Source organism: Xanthomonas sacchari (assembly GCF_040529065.1).
GTDB classification, from domain to species: Bacteria; Pseudomonadota; Gammaproteobacteria; order Xanthomonadales; family Xanthomonadaceae; genus Xanthomonas_A; species Xanthomonas_A sacchari.
In genome coordinates this window covers 2,233,742-2,254,111 of the sequence record NZ_CP132343.1, presented here as the reverse complement: position 1 = coordinate 2,254,111, position 20,370 = coordinate 2,233,742, and the positions used below count along the sequence as shown (strand labels likewise).

The 20,370-nt window shown below is 68.8% G+C and carries 21 protein-coding genes and 1 tRNA gene; 3 read left to right on the top strand and 19 right to left on the bottom strand.

Features of this window, described 5'->3' with window-relative positions; genetic code table 11:
* Nucleotides 1-60: 60 nt before the first annotated feature.
* The 14 genes from RAB71_RS09550 to rlmE form a co-directional block, all read right to left on the bottom strand.
* A tRNA-Ser gene (locus RAB71_RS09550) sits at nt 61-153 on the bottom strand.
* A gap of 81 nt (nt 154-234) precedes the next feature.
* Nucleotides 235-447: a carbon storage regulator CsrA gene (gene csrA / locus RAB71_RS09545; protein ID WP_010341308.1), complete on the bottom strand. Its 213-nt coding sequence runs from the start codon at nt 445-447 to the stop codon at nt 235-237.
* Nucleotides 448-583: 136 nt separating this feature from the next.
* Nucleotides 584-3,235 carry an alanine--tRNA ligase gene (alaS, locus tag RAB71_RS09540; protein ID WP_041500103.1) on the bottom strand — a complete coding sequence of 884 codons (2,652 nt, stop codon included), beginning with the start codon at nt 3,233-3,235 and terminating at the stop codon, nt 584-586.
* A 105-nt stretch (nt 3,236-3,340) separates the two neighbouring features.
* The gene (gene recX / locus RAB71_RS09535) at nt 3,341-3,838 is read right to left on the bottom strand and encodes a recombination regulator RecX (RefSeq protein WP_010341310.1); all 498 of its coding nucleotides are present in this window, start codon (nt 3,836-3,838) and stop codon (nt 3,341-3,343) included.
* 116 nt (nt 3,839-3,954) lie between these two features.
* Complete coding sequence (recA, locus tag RAB71_RS09530; protein WP_010341311.1) at nt 3,955-4,992, bottom strand: recombinase RecA; 1,038 nt, start codon at nt 4,990-4,992, stop codon at nt 3,955-3,957.
* A gap of 199 nt (nt 4,993-5,191) precedes the next feature.
* Nucleotides 5,192-5,827 (bottom strand): transcriptional repressor LexA, encoded by a 636-nt coding sequence (gene lexA, locus RAB71_RS09525; RefSeq protein WP_010341312.1) that lies wholly within the window; start codon nt 5,825-5,827, stop codon nt 5,192-5,194.
* Between the two features lie 334 nt (nt 5,828-6,161).
* Nucleotides 6,162-7,838 carry an AarF/ABC1/UbiB kinase family protein gene (locus tag RAB71_RS09520; protein WP_010341313.1) on the bottom strand — a complete coding sequence of 559 codons (1,677 nt, stop codon included), beginning with the start codon at nt 7,836-7,838 and terminating at the stop codon, nt 6,162-6,164.
* A gap of 34 nt (nt 7,839-7,872) precedes the next feature.
* Entirely contained in the window at nt 7,873-8,367 is a 495-nt protein-coding gene (locus tag RAB71_RS09515) for a CinA family protein (RefSeq protein ID WP_010341314.1), read from the bottom strand.
* 159 nt (nt 8,368-8,526) lie between these two features.
* Nucleotides 8,527-9,852: a ribosome rescue GTPase HflX gene (gene hflX, locus RAB71_RS09510; RefSeq protein ID WP_010341315.1), complete on the bottom strand. Its 1,326-nt coding sequence runs from the start codon at nt 9,850-9,852 to the stop codon at nt 8,527-8,529.
* Between the two features lie 26 nt (nt 9,853-9,878).
* Nucleotides 9,879-10,154, bottom strand: a complete 276-nt coding sequence (hfq, locus tag RAB71_RS09505; protein ID WP_010341316.1) for an RNA chaperone Hfq — start codon at nt 10,152-10,154, stop codon at nt 9,879-9,881.
* 119 nt (nt 10,155-10,273) lie between these two features.
* A complete protein-coding gene (gene miaA, locus RAB71_RS09500) occupies nt 10,274-11,224 on the bottom strand; it encodes a tRNA (adenosine(37)-N6)-dimethylallyltransferase MiaA (RefSeq protein ID WP_010341317.1) in 951 nt (316 codons plus the stop codon).
* On the bottom strand, nt 11,224-12,129 hold the full coding sequence (gene folP / locus RAB71_RS09495; RefSeq protein ID WP_010341318.1) for a dihydropteroate synthase: 906 nt from the start codon (nt 12,127-12,129) through the stop codon (nt 11,224-11,226). Before folP ends, miaA begins: the two co-directional genes overlap by 1 nt.
* Nucleotides 12,130-12,398: 269 nt before the next feature.
* Nucleotides 12,399-14,333, bottom strand: coding sequence for an ATP-dependent zinc metalloprotease FtsH (ftsH, locus tag RAB71_RS09490; protein WP_010341319.1), 1,935 nt, complete (start codon nt 14,331-14,333; stop codon nt 12,399-12,401).
* Nucleotides 14,334-14,404: 71 nt separating this feature from the next.
* The gene (rlmE, locus tag RAB71_RS09485; protein WP_010341320.1) at nt 14,405-15,037 is read right to left on the bottom strand and encodes a 23S rRNA (uridine(2552)-2'-O)-methyltransferase RlmE; all 633 of its coding nucleotides are present in this window, start codon (nt 15,035-15,037) and stop codon (nt 14,405-14,407) included.
* Nucleotides 15,038-15,103: 66 nt separating this feature from the next.
* On the opposite strand from rlmE, the gene yhbY reads away from it, so the two are divergent.
* Nucleotides 15,104-15,409: a ribosome assembly RNA-binding protein YhbY gene (yhbY, locus tag RAB71_RS09480; RefSeq protein WP_010341321.1), complete on the top strand. Its 306-nt coding sequence runs from the start codon at nt 15,104-15,106 to the stop codon at nt 15,407-15,409.
* Between the two features lie 19 nt (nt 15,410-15,428).
* A complete protein-coding gene (locus RAB71_RS09475) occupies nt 15,429-15,803 on the top strand; it encodes an Mth938-like domain-containing protein (RefSeq protein ID WP_010341322.1) in 375 nt (124 codons plus the stop codon).
* A gap of 65 nt (nt 15,804-15,868) precedes the next feature.
* Here RAB71_RS09475 and RAB71_RS09470 read toward each other — a convergent pair whose 3' ends face one another.
* The 5 genes from RAB71_RS09470 to surE all read right to left on the bottom strand — a co-directional run bounded on the left by RAB71_RS09470 (nt 15,869) and on the right by surE (nt 20,171).
* Nucleotides 15,869-16,792, bottom strand: a complete 924-nt coding sequence (locus RAB71_RS09470; protein ID WP_104609622.1) for a transposase — start codon at nt 16,790-16,792, stop codon at nt 15,869-15,871.
* A 494-nt stretch (nt 16,793-17,286) separates the two neighbouring features.
* Entirely contained in the window at nt 17,287-18,087 is an 801-nt protein-coding gene (locus RAB71_RS09465; RefSeq protein ID WP_010341526.1) for a peptidoglycan DD-metalloendopeptidase family protein, read from the bottom strand.
* A complete protein-coding gene (locus RAB71_RS09460; protein WP_010341527.1) occupies nt 18,084-18,698 on the bottom strand; it encodes a YqaA family protein in 615 nt (204 codons plus the stop codon). The genes RAB71_RS09465 and RAB71_RS09460 overlap by 4 nt, the downstream gene beginning before the upstream one ends.
* 19 nt (nt 18,699-18,717) lie before the next feature.
* Entirely contained in the window at nt 18,718-19,395 is a 678-nt protein-coding gene (locus RAB71_RS09455) for a protein-L-isoaspartate(D-aspartate) O-methyltransferase (protein WP_010341528.1), read from the bottom strand.
* Nucleotides 19,392-20,171, bottom strand: a complete 780-nt coding sequence (gene surE / locus RAB71_RS09450) for a 5'/3'-nucleotidase SurE (RefSeq protein ID WP_010341529.1) — start codon at nt 20,169-20,171, stop codon at nt 19,392-19,394. Before surE ends, RAB71_RS09455 begins: the two co-directional genes overlap by 4 nt.
* Here surE and RAB71_RS09445 point away from each other — a divergent pair.
* Complete coding sequence (locus RAB71_RS09445; RefSeq protein ID WP_010341530.1) at nt 20,170-20,367, top strand: hypothetical protein; 198 nt, start codon at nt 20,170-20,172, stop codon at nt 20,365-20,367. The genes surE and RAB71_RS09445 overlap by 2 nt on opposite strands.
* Nucleotides 20,368-20,370 lie beyond the last annotated feature (3 nt).

Below are 20,370 nucleotides of genomic sequence, written 5' to 3'. Positions count from 1 at the left end.
CAAGGTGGCGAAAAAGAAAAACGCCCACAAATCGTTGATTTGCGGGCGTTTCCTTGACACTGGCGGAGTGAGAGGGATTCGAACCCTCGATAGAGCTTTTGACCCTATACTCCCTTAGCAGGGGAGCCCCTTCAGCCACTCGGGCATCACTCCGGATTTCTGCGCTGCGGATATTCCGCGACCGGGCGCGAAGAATACCGGGTTGTGGGGTCCCAGGTAAACCCTTTCGACGCATCAATCGGCAGATTGATCGCCGTGACCGCCGCCGTGGGAGTTCGGCTCGTCGCCGCGCTGGATGCGCTGGTAGATCTCTTCGCGATGCACCGCGACGTCCTTCGGCGCGGTGATGCCGATACGCACTTGATTGCCCTTGACCCCAAGCACCGTCACGGTGACCGAATCGCCGATCATCAAGGTTTCGCCTACCCGGCGAGTCAGGATCAACATGTTTAAAATTCTCCAGGGAGCCGGTGGGTCTCACCGGCACGGCGCCCGCACTGCGGGACGCCCAAATGAAAGGTGAAAAGAGGGGTGATGTTACGGGAAGCCGCGCCTTGCCAGCAAGGCGCGCGGCTTGGAGTGTTCAGGGGAGATGTTGCTTGACCCAGGCCGGGACGCCGGCGAGTGCAGGGGCAAGGGCGGGCCCGTCCTCGCCACCACCCTGGGCGAGGTCCGGGCGGCCGCCGCCCTTGCCGGAGATCTGACCGGCGATGTGGCTCAACAGTTCCCCGGCCTTGACCCGCCCCATTGGGCTGCCGTTCACGCCGGCGACCAGGGCGACCTTGCCCTCGCTGGCGCCTGCCAGCACGATCACGCTGTCGCCCAGTTGCTGCTTCAGGCGGTCCATCGCATCGCGCAGGGCCTTGGCGTCGAAGCCTTCCAGCCGCACGGCGAGCACCTTCACACCGGCCACGTCGACCGCCGACCCGGCCAGATCGGCGGTGGCGCCGGAAGCCAGTTTGGCCTTCAGCGCCTCCAGTTCTCGCTCCATGCGCTTGTAGCGGTCGCCGAGCTGGCGGATCTTGTCGACCACGTCATGGCTGTTGCCGCCGACCAGATCGGCCGCCTCACGCAGCCGTGCCTCCTCGGCCGCCACGTAGTCCAGCGCGCCCTGCCCGGTCACCGCCTCGATGCGGCGCACGCCGGCGGAGACGCCGCCTTCGCTGGTGATCTTGAACAAACCAATGTCGCCGGTACGGCCGACATGGGTGCCGCCGCACAGTTCGGTGGAGTAGTCGCCCATCTTCAGCACGCGCACGCGCTCGCCGTACTTCTCGCCGAACAGCGCCATCGCACCGAAATCCAGCGCTTCCTGCATGCCCATCTGGTGCACTTCGGCAGCGTTGTTGGCGCGGACCTGCTGGTTGACCTTGCGCTCGATCAGCGCCAGTTCCTCGGCCGCGATCGGCTGGAAGTGCGAGAAGTCGAAGCGCAGGCGGTCAGGCGCCACCAGCGAGCCCTTCTGCTGGACGTGGGTACCCAGCACCTCGCGCAGCGCCGCATGCAGCAGGTGCGTCGCCGAGTGGTTGAGGATGGTGGCGCCGCGGCGCTCGGCATCGACCTGACCGGCCAGCAGGTCGCCGACCTTCAGGCTGCCCTCTTCCAGCGTGCCGACGTGTCCATGGAACTGGCCCGCGAACTTCTGCGTGTCGGTGACCGTCAGTCGGGTGCCGGCGGCGGTCAATGTGCCGAGATCGCCGACCTGGCCACCGGATTCGGCATAGAACGGGGTCTTGTCGGTCAGCACGATCACTGCATCGCCGGCCTGGGCGGACTGCACCGGGCGACCGTCCTTGAGCAGGGCGACCACGCGCAGGCCGTCTGCCTGCAGGCTGTCGTAGCCCAGGAACACGGTCGGGGCGAGGGTCGCCACCAGGTCCGCCGGCAGCTGCACGCCGCCGCCGAACTTGCCGGCTTCGCGCGCGCGCCGGCGCTGCTCGTCCATTGCCGTCTCGAAGCCCTGCTCGTCCACGCGCAGGTCGCGCTCGCGGGCGATGTCCTGGGTCAGGTCCAGCGGGAAACCATAGGTGTCGTACAGGCGGAAGGCGTCCTCGCCGGCGATCACCCCTCCCTGGGCCTTGGCGGCGACGTCCTCGAAGATCTTCATGCCGGCATCGAGGGTTTCGGCGAAGCGCTCCTCCTCGGCCTGCAGGGCACGCAGCACGGTGTCCTGGGCCGCGGTCAGTTCCGGATAGGCCACGCCCATCAGCTCCACCAGGGTCGGCATCAGCTTGCTGAAGAACGGCTGGCGTACGCCGAGCATCCAGCCATGGCGCAGGGCGCGGCGAATGATCCGGCGCAGCACATAGCCGCGTCCTTCATTGGACGGCAGCACGCCGTCGACGATCAGGAACGCGCAGGCGCGGATGTGGTCGGCGATCACGCGCAGCGACTTGTTCTCCAGGTCGGCGGTGCCGGTCAGCTCGGAGGCCTTGCGGATCAGCGTCTGGAACAGGTCGATCTCGTAGTTGGTGTGCACGTGCTGCAGGATCGCCGCCAGGCGCTCCAGGCCCATGCCGGTGTCCACGCAGGGTGCCGGCAGCGGCACCAGGGTGCCGTCGGGCTGGCGGTCGAACTGCATGAACACCAGGTTCCAGATCTCGATGAAACGGTCGCCATCCTCGTCGGGCGAGCCCGGCGGACCGCCGGCGATGTGCGCGCCGTGGTCGTAGAAGATCTCGGTGCACGGGCCGCAGGGGCCGGTGTCGGCCATCTGCCAGAAGTTGTCCGAGGCGTAGGGCGCGCCCTTGTTGTCGCCGATGCGCACGATGCGCTCGGCGGGCACGCCGATCATGTCGCGCCACAAGGCGTAGGCCTCGTCGTCGGTGTGGTAGACGGTGACCAGCAGGCGCTCGGCCGGCAGCTTCCAGACCTGGGTCAGCAGTTCCCAGGCCCAGGCGATGGCGTCCTTCTTGAAGTAGTCGCCGAACGACCAGTTGCCGAGCATCTCGAAGAAGGTGTGATGGCGCGCGGTGTAGCCCACCGAATCGAGGTCGTTGTGCTTGCCGCCGGCGCGCAGGCAGCGCTGCACGTCCGCCGCGCGCACATAGCTGCGCTTCTCGGCGCCCAGGAACACGTCCTTGAACTGCACCATGCCGGAATTGGTGAACAGCAGCGTCGGGTCGTTGCCGGGCACCAGCGGTGCGGACGGCACGATGGTATGGCCCTTGCCCTTGAAGAAGTCGAGGAAGTCGCTGCGGATCTGGGAGGTGGAGAATTTGGCGGGTGCGTTCATGGGCTGGCTATAGACGAGCGGACGGGCGTCCTGGCGCTCCCTCTAGATGAGGGCGCCACGGAAACCGGACAAGACAACTCGCCAAGGGTAGCAGGCCCGGCCCGCTCAGTCCTCCGCAGCGTCGCGCACCGCGGCGCGGATGCTGTCGCCATCGAAACCGCGCCGCGCCAGCAGATCGGCGGCCTTGCGCTGCTGCGGCAGGTCCATCGCCCCGGTGGCGCCGAAGCGACGCCGGACCAGGTCGCGGGCGTTCTCCGTCCAGTCGCCTTCGAAAGCGCCCATCGCGGCAGCGATGGCCTCGCTGTCCAGGCCGTGGGTGCCAAGCTCGGCACGGATGTGCAGCGGGCCATACCCTGCCCCGGCGCGGCTGCGCACCAGCAGTTCGGCGAAGCGGCCATCGTCCTGCCAGCCCTCGCCGCTCAGCCGCTCTACCGCTTCCGCAGCGGCCTCGGCTTCCACGCCCCGAGCACGCAGCTTGCGGGTCAGCTCCTTGCGCGAATGCTCGCGCCGTACCAACAGGCCCAGCGCCTTCTGCAGCGGGGTCTGCTCCGGTTGCCGACGACGCCGACGTGGTGGTTCTTCGTGTGCCTGTTCGTCGCTCATGGGCCATGCCACCCCATTCAAAATGCACCGTCCCTGGCGCGCGCCCTCCTGGCTTGCTCAAGACTGCCGAGGGAGACGAGCGGCACTGACTCCACCGCTCCCCCGGCAGAAAACCATTACGCGTCGTCGTCTTCCGCCTCGGCCTCGCTCGGGGCGATTTCCGTGGGCTGGAACTTCTCGCGCAGCTCGCCTTCCAGCTTGGCCGCAACCTGCGGGTTGTCGCGCAGGTAACCGCGGGCGTTGTCCTTGCCCTGGCCGATGCGCTCGCTGCCGTAGCTGTACCAGGCACCGGCCTTCTCGACCAGCTTGGCTTCCACGCCCATGTCGATCAGTTCACCCTCGCGGCTGATGCCTTCGCCGTAGAGGATTTCGGTGACGACCTGCTTGAACGGCGGCGCCAGCTTGTTCTTGACGACCTTGATCTTGGTCTGATTGCCGATGATCTCGTCGCCCTTCTTGATCGCGCCGATGCGGCGGATGTCCAGGCGCACCGAGGCATAGAACTTCAGCGCGTTGCCACCGGTGGTGGTTTCCGGGCTCTGGCCCGGCATCATCACGCCGATCTTCATGCGCAGCTGGTTGATGAACACCACCAGGGTGTTGGAGCGCTTGATGTTGCCGGTGAGCTTGCGCAGCGCCTGGCTCATCAGACGGGCCTGCAGGCCCGGCAACTGGTCGCCCATCTCGCCTTCGATTTCGGCCTTGGGGGTCAGCGCGGCGACCGAGTCGACCACCACGATGTCCACCGAACCCGAGCGCACCAGCATGTCGGCGATTTCCAGCGCCTGCTCGCCGGTGTCCGGCTGCGACAGCAGCAGTTCGTCGACGTTGACGCCCAGCTTGGCGGCGTAGATCGGGTCCAGCGCGTGCTCAGCGTCGATGAACGCGGCGGTGCCGCCGTTCTTCTGGCACTGCGCAATGGCCTGCAGGGTCAGGGTGGTCTTGCCCGAGGATTCCGGACCGTAGATCTCGACCACGCGGCCCTTCGGCAGGCCGCCGATGCCCAGCGCGATGTCCAGCATCAGCGAGCCGGTCGGGATCACTTCCACCGCTTCGATGACGCGATCGCCCATCCGCATCACCGAGCCCTTGCCGAACTGCTTCTCGATCTGGCTCAGGGCGGCAGCAAGCGCGCGCTTCTTGTTCTCGTCCATTGTGGTGTCCTTGGAAGGTGAGGAGGATGATTTGCGGAGTGAGGTCAATGTAAGGGCCTGGTATCGCACGGACTGAGACAGTGCGTGGCGAGATGAAAATAATTCGTCCGGACCGGGCGACGGCAGCGGCGAATGGCGATATCCGGGGTCGGAAAAGTCCGGCCGGTGCTGTAGTGCATGCCCTGCTCCACGCGCGGCATCAGCGGTTGGGGCGCAGCAGGCCGCAGTACAGGCCTTCGATGGCGAACTCCTGATCCGGCAGCACCTCGATCGGCGCATAGTCCGGGTTGCGCGGCAGCAGGCGGATGCGGTCCTTGCCGATCTTCAGCAGCTTGACCGTGATCTCCTCGTCGATGCGCGCCACCACGATCTGCCCGGAGCGGGCGTCGCGGGTGCGGTGCACGCCGATCAGGTCGCCATCGAAGATGCCTTCGTCGCGCATGGAGTCGCCCTGCACCTTCAGCAGGTAGTCCGGGGCCGGCGAGAAGAACACCCGGTCCAGCACCACGAAGTCGTCGGAACCGATGTCCGCGCCGATCGGCAGGCCGGCCGCGACGCGCCCGAGCACCGGCAGGCGCAGCACGTCGGCGCTGTCCACCTGCGGCGCGGGGGCCGGGGCCGCGGCGCCGCCGAGCAGGCGGATGCCTCGTGCCTGCCCGGGCACGCGGCGGATCGCGCCGGCCTGTTCCAGCGCTTCCAGGTGGTACTGGGCCGCGCGTACGCCTTTGAAGCCGAGGGCGCGGGCGATCTCGGTCTGCGACGGCGGCACGCCATCGTGTTCGATGCGCTCGGCGATCAGGTCGAGGATCGCCTGCTGGGTTTCGGTCAGGTCCATGGTTAGTAGTAATACTACTAAATCGACCGGTGAGCAACTGGCGTGTGCATTCCGGAGTGCCGGCGCACTTCACTGGTCGGTAGTAGCGGCCACTCCGCCGACAGCCCTGCGATGCCTTCATCAGCGAGTGCGCGGCTGCTGATTCTTGTGGCCTTTTGGGACCCTGCGTCGCGTCAGAGCGATGTGTGCCGAGGGATTCGAGTGCATCGCGTCGGGGCTGAAGCCCCTCCCACAAGGGATTGCGTGCGCGCCGACACGCCGATGAAGCGAGGTGGTGCCTGCGGACCAGCCGCTCCACCTTCCGGCGGACCGTGCCCGAGAGCGTGCGCGGCCCTCAGCGCCCGCTGCGCCAGATCGAGAACAGGATCCACACCCCCGACAGCGCCGCGCCGACGAAGCCACAGACGCCGATCGCCAGCAGCCAGCGGCTGGAAATCCCGCCGACGCTGTTCATCACGATCGAAGAGCCGATGATCAGCGCGGCGGTGACGATACCCATGGTCAGACGGTTGGCGGCGCGGTTGACCTGGTCGCCGAAGCCCTTCAGCGAGCCGGTCTCCACGTTCAACTGCAGGCGCCCGCGCCGCGCCGCCTGCAGCAGCCGGCGCGTATCGCGCGGCAGGTCGCCGAGCAGTTCCAGCGCGCCCAGCACGGTGCGACGGCCGCGCCGGGCCATCGCCCGCGGCGCGAACCGCTGCAGCATCACCCGCTCCAGGTACGGGGCGGCGGCGCCGGCCATGTCGAAGTCCGGATCGAGCTGGCGCCCGACGCCTTCCAGGGTCAGGAAGGTCTTGATCATCAGCGCCAGGTCGGCCGGCAAGGCCAGCGCGTGCTGGCGCAGCAGCGCGGTGACGTCGCCGAGCATCGCGCCCACCCGCAGGTCCTTCAGCGGCACGCCGCGGTACTGGTCGACGAAGGCGGCGATTTCCAGGTGCAGGCGCGCCTCGTCGACTTCGACCTCGCCGTCGGTCCACTCCAGCAGGATGTCGGCCACCGCCTCGGCGTCCTGCGTGACCAGCCCGTGCAGCAGTTGCACGACTTGGTAGCGGCGCTGTTCGGAAATGCGCCCGACCATGCCGAAGTCGATCACCGCGATGCGCTCGCCGGGCAGGTAGAAGATGTTGCCCGGATGCGGATCGGCGTGGAAACAGCCGTCCTCCAGCACCATCTTCAGCACGATGTCGGCGCCGGTGCGCGCCAGTTGGCGACGGTCCAGGCCGGCGGCGTCGACCGCGGCCAGGTCGCGGCCGCCGATGCCATCGACGAAGTCCTGCACGTTCAGGGTCTCGCAGGTCCACTGCCAGTGCACCCGCGGGATCACGATCTCGTCGTGTCCCTGGAAGTTGGCCGCGATGCGCTCGGCGTTGCGGCATTCGCCGGCGAAATCCAGCTCGCGGCGCAGCGACAGGGTGAATTGCTGCACCACGGCGGCCGGGTGGTAGCGTTTCAGGTCCGGCGCGCGCGCTTCGACGATCTCGGCCAGCCGCGCCAGCAGTCGCAGATCCGCCTCGATCACCTCGCGGATGCCGGGGCGGCGCACCTTGATCACCACCGCGGTGCCGTCGTGCAGCCAGGCGCGGTGGGTCTGCGCCAGCGAGGCGGCGGCCAGTGGAATTTCCTCGACTTCGGCGAAGATCGCCGTCGGCGCCTCGCCGAGCCCCTCGATCAGTTGCGGCAGGATCTGCGGGTAGTCCAGCGCCGGCGCGGCGTTCTGCAATTCGCCCAGTTCGTCGATCCACTCGGGCGGCAGCAGGTCCACGCGCGTGGCCAGCACCTGTCCGAGCTTGACGAAGGTCGGGCCGAGGTCCTGCAGGGCGCGCCGCACCCGCTGCGGCGCCGACATCCGCAGCAGTTCCTCGGCGTTGTGCCAGTGCAACAGGCGCCCGGCGCGTTCCAGCACGTCGGCCATGCCGATGCGCCGGACCACGTCGCCGAACCCGTAGCGGATCAGCACCGAGGCGATTTCCTGCAGGCGTCCCAGGTCGCGGACGGTGCTCAGCGCCTCCCACATCGCACTCATCCTCGACGCAGGCGCGCGGCCACGCTCACAACAGCGCGTCCAGACCGCGCAGGGCCGCCGCCACGGTCTGCCGGCGCACGGCATCGCGGTCGCCCGGGAACTGGAACAACTGCGCGCTGGCATAGCCGCCGCGGCGCTTCCAGCCCAGCCAGACGCTGCCGACCGGCTTGTCCGCCGAGCCGCCGCCGGGGCCGGCGATGCCGGTCACCGCGACCGCGACGCTGGCGCCGGAATTGACCAGCGCGCCGGACACCATTTCGATCACCGTCTCGCGGCTGACCGCGCCGTGATGCTCGAGCGTCTGCGGGCGCACGCCCAGCAGCGCCTGCTTGGCCTCGTAGCTGTAGGCGACGATGCCGCAGTCGAACCAGGCCGAGGACCCGGCGACGTCGGTCATCACCTTGGCGATCCAGCCGCCGCTGCAGCTTTCGGCGGTGACCAGGCGCTCGCGCGCGGTGCGCAAGCGATCGCTGAGCGCGGTGGCCTGTTGCAACAACTCCGAATCGGTGGGAAGCGTCATGGCACAGCTCGGGAAACCAGTGCGCTTTGTAGCCCAATTCGCCGTGGCTGTCGCGCCTGCGCGCGCAGCGCGATGGCCGGCCGTCAGCCAACGCGGCGCATGTCCCGCCGCCACGCCGGCCCGCCAATCGGCATCGACCGCACGACGCCGACGCGCCGCTCAGCGCTGTTGCCACTCCTCCTGCTCGCGCGGCGGCAGCAGCGCGCGGATCGGCGCGCCGTCGGCCGCGGCGGCCAGGCGCTCGGCCTCGGTAATCGGGATGTCCACCTGCAGCAGCCAGCCGTCCTCGTCGGCCTGCTCGCTGCGGATCACCTGCAATTGGTGCAGTTGCGAGCGCAGGCGCCCGGCGCTCGGCGGCAGGCGCAGGCTGCCCTGCACGTGGCGCAGGCCCAGGCGCTGGCCGAGCACGTGCTGCAGCAGGTCCAGGCCGCGGCCGTCGCGCGCGGAGATCCACACCCGCTCGCGCCGCGCCGTGTCCGGCACGCCGTCCTGCGCATCGTGACGCACCTCGGCGCCGTCGATGCGGTCGATCTTGTTGAACACCAGCAACTGCGGCAGTTCGCCGGCGCCGACCGCGTGCAGCACCTCGTCAACCTGGGCGATGCGTTCCTCGCGCAGTGGATCGGCGGCGTCGACCACGTGCAGCAGCAGGTCGGCCTCGCGCGCCTCGGACAGGGTCGAGCGGAACGCCGCGACCAGTTCGTGCGGCAGGTTGCGCACGAAGCCGACGGTATCGGCCAGCATGGCGTTGCCGCCGGGCAACGCGATGCGCCGAACGGTCGGGTCCAGGGTCGCGAACAACTGGTCGGCAGCGTAGGCCTCGGCACCGGTCAGGGCGTTGAACAGGGTCGACTTGCCGGCATTGGTGTAGCCCACCACCGCGATCCGCGGCAGCTCGCTGCGCACCCGCGCGCGGCGCATCTGGGTGTGCTGCACCTCGACCTTCTCCAGCCGCTTCTGCAACTGCTCCACCCGCTTCTGCAGCAGGCGGCGGTCGGTTTCCAGCTGGGTTTCGCCAGGGCCGCGCAGGCCGATCGAACCGCCGCGCTGGCGCTCCAGGTGGGTCCAGCCGCGCACCAGCCGCGTGGCCATGTGCCGCAACTGGGCCAGCTCGACCTGCAGCTTGCCTTCGTGGCTGCGCGCGCGCTGGGCGAAGATGTCCAGGATCAGCCCGGTGCGGTCGATCACCCGCCGCTCCAGGTATTTCTCCAGGTTGCGCTCCTGGCCGGGGCTGAGCGCGTGGTTGACCAGGACCAGGTCGGCGCCGCTGGCGTCGGCGGCGGCCTTGACCTCCTCCAGCTTGCCACTGCCGATCAGCGTCGCCGGACTCGGCTTGTCGATGCGCGCAGTGACGGTGGCGGCGATGCTGGCGCCGGCCGAGCGCGCCAGGTCGGCGAACTCCTCCAGCACATCGTCTTCCAACGGACCGCCCGCGTAGGGCTGGATCAGCAGTGCGTGTTCGCCGCGGCGGGAACGATCAAACACCCGCGGCTCCGCTCTTCACCACCGAACTACTCGACTTCGTCATCACCCGCACTGCCACCTTCGTTCTGCTGCACATAACCGCCGCCCGGTCCCACGCGCACGTTGCGCGCCGGCACCACGGTGGAAATGGCGTGTTTGTAGACCATCTGGCTGACGGTATTGCGCAGCAGGACCACGAACTGATCGAACGACTCGATCGTGCCCTGCAGCTTGATGCCGTTGACCAGATACACCGAGACAGGGACCCGTTCGCGACGCAACGCGTTGAGGAAAGGATCCTGCAAGGATTGCCCCTTGGACATGCTTGACTCCCAGATTATTGTTTTTATTGTCCGGGACGGCACTGCAGCTCCCCTGCCGTGGTCCGGAACGTCGATGTTACACAACCGCGGGCGCCAGCACAGCGCGGCCGGCCGCCGGATCAGCCGAGGAAGGCGTCCAGGGCCGCCTGCAGGCGCCCGGCGTCGTGCATGGGGTCGAACCAGCGCGCATCCTGCTCGCCGCGCAGCCAGGTGAACTGGCGCTTGGCCAGTTGCCGGGTGGCGGCGATGGCGCGGGCGCGGAAGTCCGCGGCATCGCCGATTCCATCCAGGTACTCCCAGGCCTGGCGGTAGCCGACCGCGCGCACCGCCGGCAGCGCCAGCGGCTGTGCCACCGCCTGCATCTGCGGCAACGCGCGCAAGGCGCGCACTTCGTCGAGGAAGCCCTGCCCCAGCATCATGTCGAAGCGGGCCTCGATGCGCCCGTGCAGCACGGCGCGCTCGGCCGGCGCCAGCACCAGCTTGAGCACCCGCAGCGGCAGCCGCGGCGGCCCCGGATCCGCCTGCCAGGCACTGATCGGCCGGCCGCTGAGGCGGTACACCTCCAGCGCACGCTGGATGCGCTGCGCGTCGCCCGGGCGGATCCGCTGCGCGGCCGGCGGATCGATCCGCTGCAGTTCCGCGTGCAGCGCCGCCCAGCCGTCGGCCTGCGCTTGCGCGGCCAGCGCCGCGCGCAGTTGCGGGTCGGCCGCCGGCATCGGCGCCAGCCCCTCCAGCAGCGCCTGGAAATACAGGCCGGTACCGCCGGCCAGGATCGGCAGGCGGCCGCGGGCGACGATCGCGTCCAGCGCCGCGCGGGCATCGGCGGCGAACTCGGCCGCCGAATACGTCTGCCAGGGATCGCGCAGGTCCAGCAGGTGGTGCGGTACCCGCGCGCGCTCGGCCGCATCGGGCTTGGCCGCACCGATGTCCAGGCCGCGGTAGACCAGCGCCGAATCGACGCTGACGATCTCGCCGCCGCAGCGTTCGGCCAGGGCGATCGCCGCGGCGGTCTTGCCCGAGGCGGTCGGGCCCATCAGCGCGATCGCGCGTGGGCGCCGGTCGGCCGCCATCAGTCCTCGTCCGGCCAGCGCAGCGTCGCCGCAGCGGACGCGTTGGCGGTGCGCGGCACGGGCACCGCCTGCAGGGCCTGCCAGACCTTCAGCGCGTCGACGGTGGCGGCGACATCGTGCACGCGCAGCAGCGCGGCGCCGCGCTGCGCGGCCAGCAGGTGCGCAGCGACCGAGCCGGCCACGCGCTGTTCCGGCGCCTCGCGCCCGGTCAGCTCGCCGATGCTGCGCTTGCGCGACAGCCCGGCCAGCACCGGCACGCCCAGCTCGACCAGCCGCGCCAACTGCGCCAGCAACTGCAGGTTGTCGGCGGTGCTCTTGCCGAAGCCGAAACCCGGATCGACCAGGATGCGCCGCTTGTCGATGCCGGCCATCTCCGCGGCAAAGATGCGCTCGGCCAGGAACCGGTGCACCTCGCCGACCACATCGTCGTAGCCGGGCGCGCTGCCGGCGGCATAGGCGTCGGCGGGCATGTGCATCAGCACCACCGGCACCCCGAGTTCCGCGGCGGCGTCCAGCGCGCCGGGCTGGCGCAGGGCCTGCACGTCATTGATCATGCCGGCGCCGGCGGCGACCGCGGCGCGCATCACCTCCGGCTTGAAGGTGTCCACGCTCAGCGGCAGCGCGGTCTGAGCGGCCAGCCGCTCGATCACCGGGATCACCCGCCGCAGCTCCTCCTCCACCGGCACCGGGGTCGCACCCGGACGGGTCGATTCGCCGCCGATGTCCAGCAGGTCGGCGCCCTCCGCGACCAGGCGCAGGCCATGCGCCACCGCCGCATCCACACTGGCGTGCGCGCCGCCGTCGGAGAACGAGTCCGGGGTGACGTTGACGATGCCCATCACCCGTGGGCGATCGAGCAGCAGCCGGTGGGCGCCGCATTGCAGGCTGGGCGAGGTGTCGAACATCGGCGGGTCTCCTGATGGTGGCCGCGGCAGGCGGCGAAGCGGCTCGGCGAGCGCGGCGACGGTGACGTCGGCGGGCGACAGCGCCGCGCCGAACGCTGCCGCGGTGCGCAGCACACGCGCATCGGCCGGCACCTGCCGACTACGAAGCGCGCATTGTCGCCCACGCACGCCGCGGCGACGAGCCTGGCACCGCCAGACGCGTCGTCGCCGCCCACAAAAAAGCCAGGGATCGCTCCCTGGCTTTTCGGCGATCGAACGCTGACCCGCGCTTACAGCTGTTCGGCCGGCCCGGCGATCGGCGGCAGCGGCCGCGAATTGCCCTTGTCGTTGCTGCCGTCCTTGCCGGACTTGTTCCAGCCCATCGGCGGCGGCGGATCGCGGCCTTCCATGATCGCGTCGATCTGCGGCGCGTCGATCGTCTCGTACTGCAGCAGCAAGTGCGACATGGTGTGCAGCTTGTCGATGTTGTCGGTGAGGATCTTCTTGGCGCGGTTGTAGGCGTTGTCGAGGATCTCGCGGACTTCGTCGTCGATCTTGCGCGCGGTCTCGTCGGACACGCTCTTGTGCTGCGTGACCGAACGCCCCAGGAACACCTCGTCCTCTTCCTCGCCGTAGGCGATCGGCCCGAGCTCGTTGGACAGACCCCACTTGGTGACCATGTTCCGCGCCATCTTGGTCGCGCGCTCGATGTCGTTGGAGGCGCCAGTGGTGACCTTGTCGGAACCGAAGATCAATTCCTCGGCGACGCGGCCGCCATACAGGGTCGCCAGGCGGCTGTGCAGGCTCTCGCGGGTGGAACTGTAGCGATCGCCCTCGGGCAGGAACTGGGTGACACCCAGGGCGCGGCCGCGCGGAATGATGGTGACCTTGTAGACCGGATCGTGGTCGGGCACCAGACGGCCGATGATGGCGTGCCCGGCTTCGTGATACGCGGTATTGGTCTTCTCTTCCTCGCTCATCGCCATCGAGCGGCGCTCGGCGCCCATCAGGATCTTGTCGCGGGCGCGGTCGAAGTGATCCATGCGCACTTCCTTGACCGACTCGCGCGCGGCGAACAGGGCCGCCTCGTTGCACAGGTTGGCTAGGTCCGCACCGGAGAAGCCCGGCGTGCCGCGCGCGATCACCATCGGCTCGATGTCGTCGGCCAGAGGCAACTTGCGCATGTGCACCTTGAGGATCTGCTCGCGGCCGCGCACGTCCGGCAGGCCCACCACGACCTGGCGGTCGAAGCGGCCCGGGCGCAGCAGCGCCGGATCCAGCACGTCCGGCCGGTTGGTCGCGGCAATCACGATCACGCCCTCGCCGCCCTCGAAGCCGTCCATCTCCACCAGCAACTGGTTGAGGGTCTGCTCGCGCTCGTCGTGGCCGCCGCCCAGGCCGGCGCCGCGGTGACGGCCCACCGCATCGATTTCGTCGATGAAGATGATGCACGGCGCGTGCTTCTTGGCCTGCTCGAACATGTCGCGCACGCGGCTGGCGCCGACGCCGACGAACATTTCCACGAAGTCCGAGCCGGAGATGCTGAAGAACGGCACCTTGGCCTCGCCGGCGATCGCCTTGGCCAGCAGGGTCTTGCCGGTACCCGGCGGACCGACCATCAGCACGCCGCGCGGGATCTTGCCGCCGAGCTTGGTGAACTTGGTCGGGTCGCGCAGGAAGTCGACCAGCTCGCCGACCTCTTCCTTGGCCTCGTCGCAGCCGGCCACATCGCCAAAGGTGATCTTGATCTGGTCCTCGCCCTGCAGCTTGGCGCGCGACTTGCCGAAGGACATCGCGCCCTTGGCACCGCCGCCCCCGCCCTGCATCTGGCGCATGATGAACAGCCAGAACCCGATGATCAGGATGACCGGCAGGAAGTTCAGCACCAGCGACCAGAAGCCCGGACCGTTGTCGGGCTTTTGTCGGGTGATGTCGACGTTCTTGCTATACAGCACGTCGATCAGCTTGTCGTCGCTCGGGCCATACACCGAGCCCTCGCTGCCGTCGGCGCGCTTGAAGCGAATCGCGTTGACCGAGAGGTTGGTGGCGTCGGTGAAATCGACCGACTTCACCCGCCCGGCATCCACGTCCTTCAGGAACTGGGAGTAGGTCACGGTGTCGACGCCCGCACCGCCGGCCAGACGCGGCGAGAAGCTGTTGAACACCACCATCAGCACGACGGCGACGACTACCCACAACAGCAGATTCTTGGTCAAGTCGTTCATCCTCATTGGCTCCGGTGTCCCTTCAACTCTGTCTCGATGCGTGGCATTGCGGATTCAGCCTTGCGTTCAGCTTACTTGATCTGGGCGCGCTTGCCCTGTCCGAGGGCGTAGACCTCCGGCGAGCGCTTGCGCGACGCGGCCGGCTTGCGGATGGTCACCTTCTCATAGCGGCGGCGCATGTCGCGGATGTAGTCGTCGAACCCCACGCCCTGGAACAGCTTGATCAGGAACGCGCCATTCGGCTTCAGGTGGCTGTCGGCGAACGCCATCGCCAATTCCGCCAGATGCATCATCCGCGGCTGGTCCACCGCGTCCATTCCGCTCTTATTGGGGGCCATATCCGACAGCACAAGGTCTACCGGGGTGTCGCCCAGCATGGCCTCGAATTGCGATAGCACCGTGTCTTCCCTGAAGTCACCGTGAAGGAACTCCACGCCGGCCAGCGGCGGCATCTCCAGGATGTCCAGGGCCAGCACCCGGCCGCGGTCGCCCATCGACTTGCGCACCTGCTGCGACCAGCCGCCCGGGGCGGCGCCGAGGTCGACCACCACCATGTCCGGCTTGAGCAGCCTGTCGCGCTGCAGCAGTTCCTCCAGCTTGTAGGCCGCGCGCGAGCGCATGCCTTCGGCCTGGGCCTTCTTCACGAAGGGGTCGGCGAAATGTTCGCGGAGCCAGCGTTGGCTGCTTTTGCTGCGGGTGGCCATGGACGCACGGTCGGGAGGGGCGGCCATGATACCCTGATCGCCCTTGCCAACCCTGCTCCCACCTGCATGTCGATCAGCCTGACCTCGGCCCAGAACCGCTTCCTGCGCGGCCTGGCCCACGACCTCAAACCCCTGCTGCAGATCGGCAGCAAGGGCGTCACCCCGGCCTTCCTGGCCGAACTGGACGAGGTGCTGGAGCGCCACGAACTGGTCAAGGTGAAGGTCGGCGGCGACGACCGCGAGGCCCGCGACGCCGCCATCGGCAGCCTGGTGGAGCAATCGCACAGCGTGCTGGTGCAGCGCATCGGCCACACCGCGATCCTGTATCGCCCGGCCAAGGAAGACCGGCAGATCGTGCTGCCGCGCGCCTGAGCGCGCTCCCGGTGACCCCATGCAACTGACCCAGGACCTGCCCGACTACGCCTACGCCCTGCGCATGGCCGACGGCCGCCAGGCCAAGGTGAACGACCGGCTGCTGACCCGCAGCTTCATCCTCGCCCCGGACACCCTGGTCGAGGACTGGCAGGCGCCGCTGGCCGGCGACCTGCAGCCGCAGCATCTGCAACCGCTGCTGGACCTCAACCCGGCCCTGGTGATCCTTGGCACCGGCGAACGCCAGGTGTTTCCCGCCGCGGCGGTGATGGCGCTGTTCCTGACCCGCGGCATCGGCGTGGAAGTGATGAACAACGCCGCCGCGGCACGCACCTACAACGTGCTGGCCGCCGAAGGCCGGCGCGTGGCGGTCGGGTTCCTGCTCGAAGGCTGAGCCAGGCGTCTCTGCGGACCCGTTGCACGCCTTCCGCAGACATTCACTCCCGTAGGAGTCAACTGTCATGCACCTGCGATGACAGGAGGAGCATATGGTGCGTGATCGCGCACGATGGCGTTGAGCCAGCGCAGGAACTTGTGCATACAGGCGACGATGGCGACCTTGGCCGGCTTGCCCGCTGCGCGCAGGCGCGCGTAGGTGTTGGCCAAGGGGGATTTGGCACGGATGCTGGCCCAGGTGGCCATGTACAGCACGCGCCGCACGTCGGCACGTCCGCCTTTGATGCGGCGTTGGCCTTTCCAGCAGCCGCTGTCGTGATTGAACGGGGCCAGCCCGACCAGGGCAGCGAGCTTGCGTGGCGGCAGCGTGCCTAGTTCTGGCAGCCGCGCGGCCAGAACCGCGCGCAGGATCGTGCCGAGCCCAGGCACCTTGGGTAGGCTCGAGCAGGTCTTGCCCTGCTGCTCGATCTCCTGCGTCAACGTCTGGATCTGCTGGTTCAGTAGGGCGATCACCTCTCGGCAGCGGTGTTGCACTTTGGCGCTGGTGATGTGCTCCAGGCGCCGCCGATGGACATCGCGCTGGCCCACCAGGGTGGCACGCAGGTCCAGCAGTTCGCGAAGAGATTGCTGGTGCTCAGGCACCACGGGCGTGAGGGTGGTCGGGATGTGCTGGGCGGCGATGGCCAGCAGGCGCGCGTCCAGGACATCGGTCTTGGCATGCAGGCCCAAGGCCTGGGCTAGTTTGCGCGGACGATCGGCGGCCATCCGCACTGCCGGCAGGTTCGCCTCTCGGAGCACCTGCAGCACGGCATGTTCGTAGCCGCCACTGGCTTCCAGCACGATCCGCTCGCAGCCCAACTCGGCCAGGCGTTGGGCCAGCGCACGCTGCCCCTGTGGCGTATTGGGTTGGGTCCAGGTCTGCTCGTCCGGCAGTACATGAATGACCAGTTCGGCCTTGGATACATCGATCCCGATATAGCGTCGCATAGACGTTCTCCGCAGTAGACTCAGGCACGAGAGCACTCCTGCCGACGCCCATGCTTGTGGAGTTCGAGCTCGCGACTCGGGCAACTGTTCGGGCTGATGAGGCAGGAGACACGGGGTGCGGCGGCGCTGACTCCTACTCGTGCTTGCTGGCACCACGGCTAAACGGCCTGCCGCACTCCGCTCTCACCTGCAACGATAGACCCTCATTTGACACAAGCGGCTTCAGCCACGACCTGTGACATTCGCTAGAACCCCGGTCGCGGCTGAAGCCGCTCCTACGAAAGCCGGAAATGGAGACCGGCTGCACGCTGCGTCAGGGCGGCAACCCGTTGGTCGCGCCGGCGTTACTTCGGCGGCAGATACAGCAGAGGGTCGACCGGCTTGCCGTTGTAGTGGGTGAGCCAGCGGCGCTTGCGGCCCACTGGGCCGCGCCGATGGCGAACGCCCGGCGCGCTGCGCCGGCCGGGGATCCGCCCACGCGACGACGCAACCGGTTACTTCGGCGGCAGATACAGCAGCGGGTCGACCGGCTTGCCGTTGTAGCGGATCTCGAAGTGCAGCATGTCGCGCGCCGCGCCGCTGTGGCCCATCTCGGCGATCTGCTGGCCGGCCTTGACGTTCTGGCCTTCGTTGACCAGGCGCTTGCGGTTGTGGCCGTAGGCCGACAGCCACTGTTCGTTGTGCTTGACGATGATCAGTTCGCCATAGCCGACCAGGCCGGCGCCGGAATACACCACCACGCCATCGGCGGCGGCACGCACCGCCTCGCCGTTGCTGCCGGCGATGTCCACGCCCTGCTTGGTGGTCTCGCCGCTGACGAAGCGGCTGACCACCACGCCATCGGCCGGCCAGCGCCAGGAGAAGCCGCTGCTGACCGGTGTCGGCGCCGGCGCGACCGGAGGCCGCGCGACAGAGCCGGCACCGGACGACGGCGGCGGCACCACAGGGGCAGCGCCAGGCCGTGCGGCGACCGTGCCGCCAGGCGGGTACAACCGCAGCGATTGCCCCGGATAGATCGTGTACGGCGGCTGCAGGCCGTTCCAGCCGGCCAGGTCCTGCGGGGTGATGTTGTTGGCGCGGGCGATCGCATACAGCGTGTCGCCGCGGCGCACGGTGGCGCTGACCCCGGGCTTGGGCACGGACACGCGCGGCGCCGACGCGGCAGGGGTGCCGCGCACCGGCGTACCGCCCGGCGTGCGCACCACCGTGGCGCTGCTGCAGGCGCCGAGCGCCACCGCCACCAGCACACCCAGGCCGCACCGCAGGCCGTTCCGCACCACCCGATCGACGCTCATCCGAACTTGGCTCTCCATATGACCCACACCACCAGCAGCGCCAGGATCGCCGAGGCGACCCAGCCGAGCGGCTCGATCCAGCGGCGCAACGCGGCTTCGGCGCGCGGCCCGCCGAGGCGGATCGCCCCGGCCACCAGATACACGCGCTTGCCGCGTCCCACCAGCATGCTCGCCAGGAACGGTAGCAGCGGCACCCCGACGATGCCTGAGGCCCAGGTGAATATCTTCAGCGGAATCGGGGTGAAACCGGCCAGCACCAACAGCCAGAACGCGCGCCACGGCGACTCGGCGATGACCTCGCGCAAATGGCTGACCTGGGCGTCGATCTTCTGCGTCCAGCCCAGCCATTCGATCAGCGGCTGCACCGCGGCGAAGGCGAAATGCCCGAGCAGGTAGCCGATCAGCGCGCCAGCCAGGGAGCCGAGCAGGCTCAGCGTGGCGAACCACAGCGCGCGCCGCGGCTGCGCCAGCGACATGGGCGCCAGCATCACTTCCGGCGGCACCGGGAACACGATGGCCTCGGCGAAACTGAGCCCGGTCAGCAGCGCCGGCGCGCGGCGATGCCGCGACCAGCCGATGGCACGTTCGTACAACGGCCCGAAAATCTTCATCCAGCGAGGCTCCGAAAGGTCAATCCAGCATGCCTGACAGCAACGGGACGAAGGTCACCGGCGCCAGGACGTCTTGTTCGATCTGGCCGTCGGCCGCGCGGCGCAGGCGGATCAGCGATTGCGCGGACGGGCCGCCGACCGGCGCCACCAGGCAACCGCCCGGCGCCAGCTGTTCGACCAGCGCATCGACCAGCGCCGGTGCCGCGGCGGTGACCACGATGGCATCGAACGGGCCATGCTCCGGCCAGCCGATGCGGCCGTCGTCGTGCTTGCTGCGCACGTTCATGCCGAGCTGGCGGAAGCGCTTGCGCGCCTGCCGCAGCAGGTCGCCGATGCGCTCGACGGTATGCACCTCCAGGCCCAGCGCGGCTAGGATCGCCGCCTGGTAGCCGGAACCAGTACCCACTTCCAGCACCTTCTTCGGCGCCGCTTCCAGCACCGTCTCGGTCATGCGCGCCACCACCCACGGCTGCGAGATGGTCTGGCCATGGCCGATCGGCAGCGCGGTGTCCTCGTAGGCGCGCGAGGCCAACGCCTCGTCGATGAACAGATGCCGCGGCACGGTGCGCACCGCGTTGAGCACGCTCTCGTCGCGGATGCCGGCTTCGCGCAGGCGCTCGACCAGGCGGTCGCGCACGCGCTGCGAAGTCATGCCGATGCCGATCGCTTCCGGCTGCAGGCGCAACCGCGGGGTCATGCCGGGCGGTCCAGCGCGGCGGTGAGGCCGCCGACCCAGCTGGCAACCTTTTCCAACGCCTGATAGCGGGTCAGATCGACCTGGATCGGGGTGATCGAGATGAAGCCGGTGCGCACCGCATGGAAATCGGTACCGGGGCCGGCGTCCTGCTCGCGCCCGGCCGGGCCGATCCAGTACACGGTGGCGCCACGCGGGTCGGTCTGCGGCAGGCACGGTTCGGAGCGGTGGCGGTTGCCGAGCCGGGTGACCTCGAAGCCCTTGATCTCCTGCCACGGCAGGTCGGGCACATTGACGTTGAGGATGGTGTCGGCCGGCAGCGGATCGGCCTTGAGCTGGGCCACGATCTCCACCGCGGCGCGCGCAGCGGTCTGGAAATGCTTGGGGTCGTGGTTGTGGGTGACCAGCGACACCGCCACCGCGGGCAGTCCGAGGAAGCGGCCTTCCATCGCCGCCGAGACGGTGCCGGAATAGATCACGTCGTCGCCGAGATTGGCGGAATTGTTGATGCCGGAGACCACGATGTCCGGGTCGAACTCCAGCATGCCGGTGAGCGCCAGATGCACGCAGTCGGTCGGGGTGCCGGCGACGCTGCAGGTGTCATGATCGATGCGCTTGAGCCGGATCGGCAGATCCAGGGTCAGCGAATTGCTGGCGCCGGACCGGTCGCGGTCGGGTGCGACCACCGTCACTTCGTGGCCGGCGCCGCGCAACTGCTCGGCCAGCATGCGGATGCCGGGGGCGTCGACGCCGTCGTCGTTGCTCACTAATACGCGCATGGTGCTCCTCGAAAACCGGGGCATGATACCGGATGCGTCCGGCCAGGTCGCTGACGGCGCGCCGACGATCGCGGTGGCGGCCTTCGCGCGGCAGTCAACAGCGGCGCTGTCCTCGGCAAGCAGCGTGACCGCGAGCCATGGCGCAGGCGCTGCCAGCGACACCCGCACTCACCTCAAACCCCGCAGCACGTTCTAAGCT